This window comes from Marivita sp. (assembly GCF_965656765.1).
Lineage (GTDB): Bacteria > Pseudomonadota > Alphaproteobacteria > Rhodobacterales > Rhodobacteraceae > Marivita.
Genome location: NZ_CBFHLV010000030.1, coordinates 1 through 11,498 on the forward strand (window position 1 = coordinate 1; position 11,498 = coordinate 11,498).

15 protein-coding genes are annotated in these 11,498 nt (G+C 56.6%); 1 reads left to right on the top strand and 14 read right to left on the bottom strand.

The features are described from left to right. Positions 1 to 1,618 (bottom strand): chromosome segregation SMC family protein (locus ACTG4M_RS09855; RefSeq protein ID WP_439123482.1); only part of this gene is annotated, 1,618 nt, incomplete at its 3' end. A 239-nt stretch (positions 1,619 to 1,857) separates the two neighbouring features. Between ACTG4M_RS09855 and ACTG4M_RS09860 the strand changes: the two genes are divergently transcribed. Next, on the top strand, positions 1,858 to 3,075 hold the full coding sequence (locus ACTG4M_RS09860) for a TsoY family (seleno)protein (protein ID WP_439123483.1): 1,218 nt from the start codon (positions 1,858 to 1,860) through the stop codon (positions 3,073 to 3,075). A gap of 120 nt (positions 3,076 to 3,195) precedes the next feature. On the opposite strand, the gene ACTG4M_RS09865 is transcribed toward ACTG4M_RS09860, so the two are convergent. The 13 genes from ACTG4M_RS09865 to ACTG4M_RS09925 all read right to left on the bottom strand — a co-directional run bounded on the left by ACTG4M_RS09865 (position 3,196) and on the right by ACTG4M_RS09925 (position 11,498). Beyond that, complete coding sequence (locus ACTG4M_RS09865; protein WP_439123484.1) at positions 3,196 to 3,393, bottom strand: hypothetical protein; 198 nt, start codon at positions 3,391 to 3,393, stop codon at positions 3,196 to 3,198. Further along, the gene (locus ACTG4M_RS09870) at positions 3,394 to 4,203 is read right to left on the bottom strand and encodes a division plane positioning ATPase MipZ (protein ID WP_439123485.1); all 810 of its coding nucleotides are present in this window, start codon (positions 4,201 to 4,203) and stop codon (positions 3,394 to 3,396) included. Between the two features lie 114 nt (positions 4,204 to 4,317). After that, the gene (locus tag ACTG4M_RS09875; RefSeq protein ID WP_439123486.1) at positions 4,318 to 5,247 is read right to left on the bottom strand and encodes a hypothetical protein; all 930 of its coding nucleotides are present in this window, start codon (positions 5,245 to 5,247) and stop codon (positions 4,318 to 4,320) included. Between the two features lie 116 nt (positions 5,248 to 5,363). Beyond that, the gene (locus ACTG4M_RS09880; protein WP_439123487.1) at positions 5,364 to 5,669 is read right to left on the bottom strand and encodes a hypothetical protein; all 306 of its coding nucleotides are present in this window, start codon (positions 5,667 to 5,669) and stop codon (positions 5,364 to 5,366) included. A 166-nt stretch (positions 5,670 to 5,835) separates the two neighbouring features. Next, positions 5,836 to 6,057, bottom strand: a complete 222-nt coding sequence (gene rpmE / locus ACTG4M_RS09885; protein WP_439123488.1) for a 50S ribosomal protein L31 — start codon at positions 6,055 to 6,057, stop codon at positions 5,836 to 5,838. Between the two features lie 11 nt (positions 6,058 to 6,068). Beyond that, positions 6,069 to 6,452 carry a 50S ribosomal protein L19 gene (gene rplS / locus ACTG4M_RS09890; protein WP_439123489.1) on the bottom strand — a complete coding sequence of 128 codons (384 nt, stop codon included), beginning with the start codon at positions 6,450 to 6,452 and terminating at the stop codon, positions 6,069 to 6,071. 327 nt (positions 6,453 to 6,779) lie between these two features. Further along, the gene (trmD, locus tag ACTG4M_RS09895; RefSeq protein ID WP_439123490.1) at positions 6,780 to 7,595 is read right to left on the bottom strand and encodes a tRNA (guanosine(37)-N1)-methyltransferase TrmD; all 816 of its coding nucleotides are present in this window, start codon (positions 7,593 to 7,595) and stop codon (positions 6,780 to 6,782) included. 59 nt (positions 7,596 to 7,654) lie between these two features. After that, positions 7,655 to 8,194 carry a hypothetical protein gene (locus ACTG4M_RS09900; RefSeq protein ID WP_439123491.1) on the bottom strand — a complete coding sequence of 180 codons (540 nt, stop codon included), beginning with the start codon at positions 8,192 to 8,194 and terminating at the stop codon, positions 7,655 to 7,657. A gap of 143 nt (positions 8,195 to 8,337) precedes the next feature. Beyond that, entirely contained in the window at positions 8,338 to 9,138 is an 801-nt protein-coding gene (locus tag ACTG4M_RS09905) for a hypothetical protein (RefSeq protein WP_439123492.1), read from the bottom strand. Further along, positions 9,135 to 9,641: a ribosome maturation factor RimM gene (gene rimM, locus ACTG4M_RS09910; protein ID WP_439123493.1), complete on the bottom strand. Its 507-nt coding sequence runs from the start codon at positions 9,639 to 9,641 to the stop codon at positions 9,135 to 9,137. The genes ACTG4M_RS09905 and rimM overlap by 4 nt, the downstream gene beginning before the upstream one ends. Positions 9,642 to 9,715: 74 nt before the next feature. Further along, the gene (locus ACTG4M_RS09915) at positions 9,716 to 10,543 is read right to left on the bottom strand and encodes a MipA/OmpV family protein (RefSeq protein ID WP_439123494.1); all 828 of its coding nucleotides are present in this window, start codon (positions 10,541 to 10,543) and stop codon (positions 9,716 to 9,718) included. Positions 10,544 to 10,768: 225 nt separating this feature from the next. Then, the gene (rpsP, locus tag ACTG4M_RS09920; RefSeq protein ID WP_439123495.1) at positions 10,769 to 11,158 is read right to left on the bottom strand and encodes a 30S ribosomal protein S16; all 390 of its coding nucleotides are present in this window, start codon (positions 11,156 to 11,158) and stop codon (positions 10,769 to 10,771) included. A gap of 40 nt (positions 11,159 to 11,198) precedes the next feature. Beyond that, positions 11,199 to 11,498, bottom strand: a complete 300-nt coding sequence (locus ACTG4M_RS09925; RefSeq protein WP_439123496.1) for a chorismate mutase — start codon at positions 11,496 to 11,498, stop codon at positions 11,199 to 11,201.

An 11,498-nucleotide genomic window follows, 5' to 3' on the forward strand; every position in this document is an offset into this window, starting at 1 on the left:
CCTCGGGCGCCCGCAGATCGTCGGCTAACGCCGCACCGAGGGCTTTTTCAAAGCCTTGTTCGACTTGCAAACGGTCTAGAATTTGGCCGCCTTCGGCTGTATCCCGATCAAGCAGGCGGGCTAAAGCGGTGGTCTCCGCGCTCAACGCACTCATTTCGCCCTCAGCTTCCGAGCGTTCTGCCCGGGCATCTGCCTCTCGTGATTGAGTTTCGGCTCGGGCCGCTTCCGCTTCGGTCAGCACTTGGTCGGCACGTTCGGCCAGGTCGCGCGCAGCCGTTTGTTCGGTATCTGCAATGACCGCTGTTTCCTTTGCGTCGGTCAACGCCTGTTTGGCAGCAACCATCGCATCGCGTGCACGGGTGGTGTCGGCTTCATTTCGATCCAGCGTTTTTTGGCTGTCCGACAAAAGGCGATGGGCTGATTGGTGGCGAGCGGCCAAACGGGCCACGTCTTCGGTTTTCTGGCTCAAGTCTGCTTCGCGCGCTTGCAGTACCGCCCCGGCCTCGCGTGCGGCTTCGATGGCCGCCGCTAGCTTGTCGTCGTGCCCTTCAGTCGCCTTGGCCAGTTCCCGTGCTTCCCATTCAAGCTGTTGGATGGTTTCGCCCGCGTCGCGGTTCAAACCACTTTCTCGCTCCATATCCTTGGACATTTGGTCGATGCGGCGGGTCAAGGTTTGAATAGACTCTTCGGCGCGGCGTTCCTGTTCGGACAGTGTGTCCCGCTGAAGCGTCAGTCGCTGCACAATGGCGGCAGCAATGGCAGCCTCTTCGCGCAACGGGGGCAGTGTGGCGTCAGCATGTTCTCTGGCTTTGGTCGCCTCACGCGCGGTTGTTTCCGCCTTTGCGGCATCGGTTGTACGTTCGCGCAGTTGTGCGTCGGCCTCTGCGCGGGCGACATCAGCGTCCTTCCAGCGACGATAAAGCAATAGTCCTTCGGCATGTCGCAGGTCTTCGCCGATGGCCCGGTAGCGGGCGGCTTGACGTGCCTGCCGCGCCAGTTGGGAAAGTTGCGCGGCCAGCTGTTCTATCACGTCATCGACCCGCAACAGGTTCGCTTCGGTGTTCTTAAGCTTTAGCTCGGCCTCGTGGCGACGCTGATAAAGGCCTGAGATGCCGGCCGCCTCTTCAAGGATGCGGCGACGGTTCTTTGGTTTGGCATTGATCAATTCACTGATCTGTCCCTGTCGCACCAACGCAGGGGAATGCGATCCGGTGGATGCATCGGCAAACAGCATCTGGACATCCCGGGCGCGCACGTCTTTGCCGTTGGCCTTGTAGGCGCTGCCCACGTCGCGGGTGATGCGGCGTACGATGTCGAGCTGGTCTTGATCGTTGAACCCTGCCGGCGCCAACCTGTCAGAATTGTCGATCTGGATCGAAACTTCGGCAAAGTTGCGGGCAGGGCGGGTGGCGGCCCCGGCAAAGATCACATCTTCCATGCCGCCACCGCGCATTGCGGTTGGGCGGTTTTCGCCCATTACCCAACGCAACGCCTCGAGCAGGTTTGATTTTCCACATCCGTTCGGCCCCACAACGCCAGTCAGGCCATCGGCGATAACTAGGTCGGTTGGGTCAACGAAGCTTTTGAAGCCCGTCAGACGGAGTTTGGAAAAACGCACTTTGCAAGCCTGCCTGATTCCTGTGTTGGGGGGCAGTGTGTCGCGGGCGTTGCGCCTGAGTCAACGGTTTGGTTCCGCATGTGGTTGCCATGGGGGCTTTATCCACAAGATATTGGGTTGAGGGCTGGGGGCTGGTTCCACAAAGTGACTGTATTTGACGTTTGAACTTCTAAGAGATCTTTACATTCCAAAAATAGAATGTAAATATATTCGGAAATTGGAATACAAGGAGACTCGCCGTGGACCGTTCCGCCACCAGACCCGCAGATAGCTATTCGCCGATATACTTCCTTGCTTCGCTTGGGGCCGGAGGGATCGCAGTGACGTTTTTCATGTTCCTGATGTTCTGGGTGCCGCACCCGAACCAACCTGTTCCGGTGTTTGAAGACATCGCAGCCGCCTTTGCAAATGGCAGTTTGCAGTTGCAAACTGGCATTGCGGTTGCCCTAACTGGGATTGCCGTCTTTGCGTTTCTCAACATCAAATCGCTGATCTGGAATCTGCAGTCGTTTTCGACTTTCAAGAAAACCGATGCTTATACGAAACTGCGTGCCACCAACGCCGAAGCTACGTTGCTGGCGATGCCACTGGCGCTTGCCATGAGTGTAAACGCCATGTTCATCGTTGGACTGGTTTTTGTCCCGCAGCTTTGGAGCGTGGTTGAATATCTGTTCCCACTTGCCTTGATCGCATTTGCGGCGATTGGTGTGCTGGCTTTTCGCATGATGGGGGCGTTCCTGGGCCGTGTTCTTTCCAAAGGCGGGGTCTTTGATGTTACGGCGCATAACTCGTTCGCCCAACTGCTGCCGGCATTCAGTATCGCAATGATCGGTGTCGGATTTGCAGCCCCTGCGGCCATGAGCACATCGGCCACCACTGTTGGCGTCGCACTGATGCTTTCTACCTTCTTTGGGGTGGCAGCAATCCTCTACACCGTAATCGCAGCGACGACTGCGTTCGCGTCGATGCTGCAGCATGGCACCGCGCGCGAATCTGGTCCAACGCTGATGATCATCGTGCCGATCATGACTGTTCTGGGAATTCTGTTCCTCCGTCAAAGCCACGGTCTGCATGTTGCATTCGAAACGCACGCTCAACCAGGTGAGACGATGATCTTTCTTGCGCGGCTTTTGTCGGTTCAGGTTGTGTTCCTGATGTTGGGCGCGGTTGTCATGATGCGTCAGGGCTATTTCAGCGATTATGTCGTGGGCACCCAAACATCGCCCGGGTCCTATGCACTGGTCTGCCCGGCAGTGGCGTTGTCAGTGATGCTGCACTTCTTCGTAAACAAGGGGCTGGTCGGTGCCGGTGCGATCGACAAATTCGGTATCGCTTATTGGGGGATCACCGGACTCGCTATCGCGGCACAGATTGTTGCTATCGCGTTGGTGCTGCGACTGAACCGCCAGCATTTCTCAAGCCGCCTCACAGAAACGGTTGCAGTGCCTGCGGAATGATCGCGCGTTGGATCAATTAATCGACTAAGGCAAAGCCCGGATCAGATGGTCCGGGCTTTCCAATTACGAACAAAGACTTTGTGGCAAAGTTTCATGTTTCCGCAGGTGCCCAGCCGCACATCATTTCCGGCTAAGCCAGAGTTTGCGTGCGGCCCATGCCGCGGTGCCGCCAAAAAACAGCCCGGCGATCCCGACTACTTCAACCAGCGCGGCTGAGTTGGAGATACCCCGAACCATCACAGCAACGACAAGCAAGGCGAGCCCGGCAAGGCTGAACAGCAGACGAAACCAAAGTTCGTTTCGCGTGGGCTCTGTCATTTAGAACGTAACGGTTACGCCAGGCAGGTTTAGCGCCTTGATCAAGTCGCGCAATTCCTGCCGTGCTGCGATGTTCGAGATATTGAGCTGTTTGACACCCATGTCCTTGAGATCAAGCAGCGTCATACCACGCGGGAAAAGTTCGCGGAAAATCACGCGTTCATTGAAACCAGGTGCCACGCGAAAGCCAATACGTTTTGAAAGGCGGTCTAAGGCCTTTTCCATCTTGGCCTTGTTGACCATCTGCTGCGCGCCAAGACGGTTGCGCAAGACTACCCAGTCGATAGGCGGAAGGCCGGCTTGCGCACGTAGTTGACGGGCGTTCCAGACCATTTCGGAATAAACCGACGGACCTTCAATCTTTTCACCATTGGAATCGGTATGAGCCAGCAGATCGAAATCGACAAAACTGTCGTTGAGCGGTGTGATCAGCGTATCGGCCAGCGAATGCGCAACCTGACTCAAACGGGTGTGTGATCCGGGGCAGTCGATCAGGATGAAATCGCTGCCGGGTTCGAGTTCGGCAACTGCGGCCGAAAGACGGTGATCATAGATATTTTCGCCTGCTTGCAGGCTGTCGGGGTCAATCTCAGGAAGTTCCAGATAGCGCGGGGTCGGCAATTCAAGGCCGGTACTCTCCAGCTCTTTCATGCGGTTGGTGACATAGCGGCCCATCGTCTTTTGACGAAGATCGAGGTCCAACGTCCCAATCTTGTGACCCATGCGTGCAAGGGCTGTCGCAACGTGCATCGACACGGTGGATTTGCCCGCACCGCCCTTTTCGTTTCCGACAACAATGATGTGTGCCATGCGTCTGCTCTCAAGTGCTTTGGCCAAGCTATGCGCATAGATGCGGCGGGTTGCAACGTGAGAAGCGGGATTGCGGAAAATCCGTTGGGGAACGGTGCAGGGGCGACTCACATTTTATAAGATGCCAGTCGCCCCCCAAACCAAACCCAATGCCATTACCAGCGTGGTCAAAATCGCGGAATAACCCGCGAGCTTCCAAGGGCAGAATGGGCGTTCGCCAAAAGTGCGGCCGTCTATTCCAGAGACAACGACCTTCTTGGGTTTGTCGCGATAGCTGTAGTGCAAAATCCAAACCGGGAGCAGGATACGCCGGTAGTGGATACCAGTTGTATCAGTTCGGTACCTGTCTACTTGAGTGTTCCGCTTACCAACGCGTTTCCTGATCTTGTTGCGGATCAAGAGATCCTTGTCTTGCGCATTGAGCCGCAGCCCTTTGCGTACTGGCATGGTGTGCCGTTCTGCTGCAAATCCGGCGAGGTATCCCGCACGGTACGGACGTAGGTATTCAGGGCGGAAATCATGCAGAATACCATCGCGGATGAGGGGCGTGACATGGTCTGACGCAGGCACCAAAAGGTCGTCGAAATAAACATCCATCTTTCCAGACACGTGATGCCTGCGTCGGTTGTCGCCAGAGCCAGTCGTATAAGACGCCCAATACTCGATCGCTTCTCGGGAGTCGAATGTCCAAAACGGGGCGTAAATGTTGGCAACGCGCCCCTCTGCGGCAAAGCTAGCCAGATCGTTCGGCGCAGCAAAGCGGCGGCTGACCCAGTCAGTAATGCGATTTGTGGCGTATTTTTGGTCAACCCTGAAGGGCACCAGCGCCATGGTTGCATAAGCCTTATCTTCGATCCCTAACACGACTGATCCGTTGCAGTAGGGACAGTTCTCGGACAGTGCAGGGCCGGTAAAGATCACCCCGCCGCCGCAGGTCTCACATTGGTGGACTTGGTCACCTTGCAGGCCCGGCGGTTCAGCCATCGGCGCGTTTGGATTGAACGGAAACTCTGTGGCGGCCTTGTGATCGTCATCTGTTGCCAAGGGCCAGAGCGACCCACAACTCTTGCACAGTAGGTCCTGTTGTGCAGGATCAAAGGCGCATTGTCCGCCGCAGCTTTGGCATTGGATTTCCGACTGGTGGACTGCGTTTATCTGCATCAATCCGACCCCAGTGCTGCCATGATTTCCAGCAGGATCCGTAATCTGAGCCAAGATCTGTCCAGCGCGCCCTCAAGGTCGCCGCTGACATGCCAGTCTCCTATAATGGTGGCCAGAAACCATGTGACAAGCAGCCAAAACACAACCAGCGTCCAACCAGAGATCGACCTTATCCAGCCCGCGGATCCCTGCTTCAACTCATGTTTTGCTTCGTAGATGGTGATGATCTTCACCACATTCACCATCCCGATGGCGGTTGAGGCGGCGAACAGAAGAACAGCAGCGATTAACGGCGACACATCCAACGCGGTTTTCCTTCCATCAGGTTCGAATGAGCGTTCATTACAGCCTAGAGAAGGGAACAACGGGTCGGAAGGATAGACTTGCTAAGTCGGGTCTATGAAAGGTGTTGCAAAAACGAAAAAAGCCGCCCTTTGACGGGCGGCTTTGGCATGTTCGACAGGCATTGGCTTAGAAGCCCAGGCCTTCGTACTTTTTCTTGAACTTGGAAACGCGACCGCCAGCATCCAACAGACGCGAGCTACCGCCGGTCCAAGCTGGGTGTACTGTCGGGTCAATGTCGAGCGACAGCGTGTCGCCTTCTTTGCCCCAGCAGGAGCGCATTTCAAGCATCGTACCATCGGTCATCTTGACGTTGATGGTGTGGTATTCGGGATGGATATCTTTTTTCATCTCGGCAATCCTTACGCGTCTGCGCCCTTGAGGGGCTTGTAAGTGGTGTCTTCCGCGATACGGGCAGATTTGCCGCGACGCGAGCGGAGGTAGTACAGCTTGGCGCGACGAACGCGGCCACGACGAACAACCTCGATGCTGTCGATGTTGGTCGAATAAAGCGGGAATACACGTTCCACGCCTTCACCGAACGAAATCTTGCGAACTGTGAACGAACCGGCAATACCAGCACCCTGCCGGCGGCTGATGCAGACGCCTTCGTAGTTCTGGACACGGGTACGGGTGCCTTCTGTCACTTTGTAGCCGACACGGATTGTGTCGCCGGCTTTGAAATCGGGAATTGTCTTCCCAAGGGCGGCGATTTGTTCCGCCTCCAACTGAGCGATCAAGTCCATCGCTTCTCTCCTAAATGCTTGCGGTTGCTCCGCAAAGGTGTGCGCGTCCTCAGAGCTCTTGGTCTTCGTCCGGGTCCGCCTTTTCCAAGTATCGGGGCGCCCGCCAGAGTTCAGGTCGTCATTGTCTTTTCATATCCGGAATGGGTGCAGTTCGGCCAAGTGCGAAGAACACACGGAATCACCGCACCGGGCTTACACCCGGAACATGCGCCGTAAACCAGAAGCCGCTCGGCAAATCAAGGGTCGTTTGCTGCTCTGTGTTACGTTCGCCGACACGGTGTGAGCGGCGCGCATGTTGGCTCAGGTGAACTGCATCGTCACCGGTTTTCATTCGCTTTGGTTGCGCTTGGCCTCGAATGCCGCCCAAAGATCGGTGCGCCTTTCGCGGGTCAGCGCCTCGGACTGTGCTTTTCGCCATTTGGCGATTTCGCCGTGATGCCCTGACATTAAAACCGGAGGGATCGCCATGCCACGCCAATCTGCGGGACGAGTGTATTGCGGATGCTCTAGCAGACCGTCGGAAAAGCTCTCGTCTTCGGTCGAGGCTTCATTCCCCAGCACCCCTGGTAACAGACGCACGGTGGCATCAATAAGCGCTTGCGCTGCGATCTCGCCTCCGGTCAGGACAAAGTCGCCAAGGCTCACCTCGATGATGCGGTAATGGTCGATGACCCGCTGGTCGAGCCCTTCAAAGCGCCCACAGATCAGGCTGGCACCGGGGCCTTTGGCAAGGCTTTGCGCCATCGATTGAGTCAATGGACGACCGCGCGGGCTGAGATAGATCAACGGCGCGGCTGCTGGTATCCGCTTGCGAGCATGATCAATGGCAGAGGCCATAATGTCAGGCCTAAGCACCATGCCTGCACCACCTCCGGCCGGAGTGTCGTCGACATTGCGGTGCTTGCCTTCACCGAATTGGCGAAGCGCGATGGTTTCAAGCTGCCACAACCCGTCTTTCAGGGCGCGCCCAGTGAGGGATTGACCCAGTAGGCCGGGAAATGCATCGGGTAGCAACGTGATCACTTGTGCTTTCCAAACCCGTTCGAGGTCTGGAGACTGTTCCATCAACTCGCGCGGCTGGAGCGTGGGGCGAATTGCCTTGCGACCATGCGATTTTTGCGGTGGTGTCTTGGGGTCGTCCATCGGTACTGCCTTTCGGTGACGACGATGGCTTATTCTCTTGTGGCTAGAATTGCTACAGGTCAGGCAGCGGAGACCGGTTCAGCCGTAGCAGAGACCGGTGCAGCCAGAGTGTCACGCATTGTCAGCATCGCATTCGGCGCAGCAAAGTATTGCGACAGTACACCAGCTTCGGCAGGTGTTGCACGCAGCAGACGTTCTACCAGCCAAAGCTCGCGCGCTTGATCGTCGGTCAGCCGCACAACATCTGTTACATCCCAGCGCGCCATGATCTGGGCCAGAACCATCGTGACCTGTTCGTCTTCCGTGACAAAGCCGGGAGCCGATTGATCCGGCAACATCAACGTGGTCAGCGTGGCCCTGATAAAGATGGGGTCAGGTGCTGTATCGCGCAGATTGTTGAACGCGGACGCCATCAAGAGCGACGCATATCCTTGCTTTTTCTGGGTCGACTCGTGGGCATTTGGGATGATCTGTGGGAAGATCGCGACAGTGGCAGCCGCAACGCTGACTGCACCGAAGAGGCCCAGCACCATAAATGCCATCGACACGGCGAATTCTTGCAACGTAATCGTGACCACACCCGGTGAGAGTGCAGCCATGGTCAACAATAGACGTCTTTTCACACGATCCACTAGCACCAGTCCCCAAACTAACTGGATTGGCCTAGCAATCAGGAATGGCAAATTGTTGCCACAAATGCGGCGCGTATGTGGCAATTTCAGTAGGGATACGCATTTGCCTGTTACGGCTCTAGGCGCCTTGCCATCTTGCGCACCATCCGCTTTGCTTCTTGTACGTCCTTTTCGGGCAGAGCGCTTTGATTGAGAGCCAGAAAGACGGCGTCGATTCCAAGATCGGGTTGCACGTTTTCCGGTGGCAAGACCTGCAATGTCGATTGGTCGAGGTCGTTCAATTCAAGTAACGCGAGAAGCGGATCAAGCGGTCCAAGCGGCAGGGTAGACGAGTCTTCTAACTGGTAGGATGTTACTCTTGCCGGTGTGACATCTGTCGCCACCTCTTCGAGGATATCCTCAAGCGACCGTGCCTCATCAAATCGCCCGATATAGCTCTGAAAATCGTCTGTCAGTCGCGTGCTGCGCAGATTTTGCCACCATGTGCTGCGCAGCCATGTGTTTCGGTCGCGGGTCGAAAAGAAAAACGTCAGGTCGGTCGCGTCGCCGAACCGCAGAAACGCGGCGTCTGCCAGACATTTCATGACCAGACCCGCACTGTCGTAACACTCAAGTCCATGCCGACCTGGCATATGGCCAGACAGATCTTCCGACGACATCAGGATTGGGCGGGGATCAGCGGAATCAAGTCCTTTGAAAAAAGCGATAGCTGCCTTGGCGACCATCGCCAGCGTCTTCTCTTTTGGATCGATGGAAAACGCGCGTGCCTTGGCGGTCAGGTCTTCGAACGCATCTTTGAGAAAAACCTGCAGATGTGGATCAAGCAATGCCGCGTTCTCGCGCAACATGGACTGGACGCTTGTCGTCCCGGTTTTGTGAAAGCCTGCGTGAATGACGATCTGCGTCGTCACGAAAAAAGCCCCTCTGGCGGGTCGGCAACGATGCGGCCTTGGCCAAGATCGACCGTCGGCACGATAGCTTTAGTGAAAGGCAGCAGCACGGTTTGCTTTTGCCCCGGCGCGCTGAGTTCCAATAAGTCGTCGGCGCCATTGTTGATCACGGCCATCACCTTGCCCAGATGCGTCCCGCCAGTATCCGTCACCTCAAGACCGATCAGGTCAGCGTGGTAAAACTCATCATCCGGCAGCGATGGCAACCTGTCACGTGGCACATAAAGCTGTGTTCCACGCAGGGCGTCTGCATCTTCCTTGTTCGATATTCCGGATAGGCGGGCGGCGAGACCGTTTTTGATTTGGCGGGTGATCTTGATCGTAAAACTCTGCGCGCCGTCTTCGGTCTCCAAAGGCGCATAATTGGCCAGATCTTCGGGGATCGCGGTAAAACTCTTGAGGCGCACTTCCCCTCTGACCCCAAAGGCCCCGGCAATCGCTCCGACACAGACTTTTTCACTCACCGTTCATACTCCCGGTCGCTTTGAACGACTGGATAGACCAGACCGGTGTGCAGAGGCAATCGCTCGAAAGACGTTCAGCCGCCGATGCTGAATACGCGGGTCACGCCAAAGCGGATCCCCCACTGTTCGTCAGAGCCTTGTTCGACGATCGGGCTGTCAGCCGCATCGTCCGTGAATTTTTCCCACGTGACCGCACCTTCGAGGCCCCAGACATCGTTGATCTGGTATCTCGCACCGAACTCAATACCTGCAGATACCATTCCCCCCTCGGGGTCATAGGCTGGCAGGGCGACGCTTGCTTCGTTTGCGGTAATGCCGAAATACGTATCGTTATAGGTGTCGTTTCCAAAGAACAGCCGCGGTCCCAGTGATAAACGTAGGCGATCGGTCGGGCGCAGAATGGCATCTGCACCAACCTCACCAACCCAGCCTTCATGTCCGCCAAAGCCGCGACGCACTTCACCGAAAGCGGCAAAATATTCGGTGCCATACCGCATTGACGCGCCCAACTCGACGGTTGCGTCAATGTCTTCAACACCGGGCAGTTCGTCAAAATCGTCTGTTTTGCGCTCTTGGATGAACCGGAACGACCCGCCAAAGGTCAGGCCCATGCTGTCAGCCCAAGGGTCAGGGTTGCCAAAGCTGCGGCCATTGCGAAGCGCGAGGTAGTTGAAGCTGAACCCCAAGTCCGGTCCGGCGCTGTATTCGTCTGAGCCAAAGTATTCGGGTGCAGATGCCACGCCGCCTCGCAAGGTGAAGACAAGCTGCGGGCGCGGTGCGACGGTCACAGGTGCCGGGGACATCACACCAGATTTGGTTTCAGTTTGTTCGGGGCCCGCAGCATAAGCCGGAATTGCAAGAGCAAGGGCAAGGCTTGTGACGGTGGCGAGGCGCGTGATCATGATATCCGGATCCTGAGATGAGTATGACGGTCACCGATTGACATGGCGCGACACGGTCACCGGGTCAAGCTTTCCGGTCAGATCAGGGCATTGCGCCCAAAGGCAAAGGCAACCCTAGGGCTGCATTGTGACAAAATTCAAACATTGGAAATAAGGCCGCTGTGTCGGCACATCAAAGGGTGCAGATGACCGGGTGGGCCGGTCATCTGCGAAGGCATTTCGCGCTTATTCCGCGGTTGCCTCTTCTGCGGCTGATGCAGCGGCGGCTTCCGCAGCGTCTGCTGCTTTTGCGGCCTTCGCTTCGGCGCGGTCTGTTGCCGCTTTGCCCGGAACGGCTTTCTTAGGGTTGTTGCGTGTTTTCTTCTCAACGACGCCAGCGGCTTCAAGGAAGCGCGACACGCGGTCTGTGGTCTGGGCGCCTTGACCGATCCAGTATTGGATGCGTTCAACGTCCATTTTCACGCGCTCTTCACTGTCTTTCGGCAGAAGCGGGTTATAGGTGCCCAGCTTTTCGATAAAGCGACCATCGCGGGGCATGCGGCTGTCGGCAGCAACGATGCGATAGAAGGGGCGCTTTTTGGAACCGCCACGGGCGAGACGAATTTTGATAGCCATTTGGTTTTCTCCTAGGTGTTTGTTTGGACAGGCAGGGCCGTCACGATTGCTTTTGTTTGTGGTGTTGGATGACTTCCTGAATGATGAAATTCAGGAATTTCTTGGCGAACTCAGGGTCAAGGTCTGCCTGAGCCGCAAGCTCTTCGAGCCGCGCGATCTGTTTTTCTTCGCGCGCGGGGTCTGAGGGCGGGAGGTCGTGCTGAGCTTTGAGCTCCCCCACGGCCTGTGTGTGTTTGAAGCGCTCGGCCAAAGTAAACACGAGGATCGCGTCCAGCCGGTCGATGCTTTCGCGATGCCCCTTGAGCAGCTCGGCGGCACGGGTCACGGTATCAATGGTCAT

Coding starts and splice junctions, on each gene's coding strand:
- ACTG4M_RS09870 (WP_439123485.1), bottom strand. CDS start 4,203: ATGGCACACATCATTGTTGTCGGAAACGAAAAGGGCGGTGCGGGCAAA.
- rpsP (WP_439123495.1), bottom strand. CDS start 11,158: ATGGCTATCAAAATTCGTCTCGCCCGTGGCGGTTCCAAAAAGCGCCCC.
- trmD (WP_439123490.1), bottom strand. CDS start 7,595: ATGGACGACCCCAAGACACCACCGCAAAAATCGCATGGTCGCAAGGCA.
- rplS (WP_439123489.1), bottom strand. CDS start 6,452: ATGGACTTGATCGCTCAGTTGGAGGCGGAACAAATCGCCGCCCTTGGG.
- ACTG4M_RS09900 (WP_439123491.1), bottom strand. CDS start 8,194: ATGGCTGCACTCTCACCGGGTGTGGTCACGATTACGTTGCAAGAATTC.
- ACTG4M_RS09925 (WP_439123496.1), bottom strand. CDS start 11,498: ATGACCATTGATACCGTGACCCGTGCCGCCGAGCTGCTCAAGGGGCAT.
- ACTG4M_RS09865 (WP_439123484.1), bottom strand. CDS start 3,393: ATGACAGAGCCCACGCGAAACGAACTTTGGTTTCGTCTGCTGTTCAGC.
- ACTG4M_RS09915 (WP_439123494.1), bottom strand. CDS start 10,543: ATGATCACGCGCCTCGCCACCGTCACAAGCCTTGCCCTTGCTCTTGCA.
- rpmE (WP_439123488.1), bottom strand. CDS start 6,057: ATGAAAAAAGATATCCATCCCGAATACCACACCATCAACGTCAAGATG.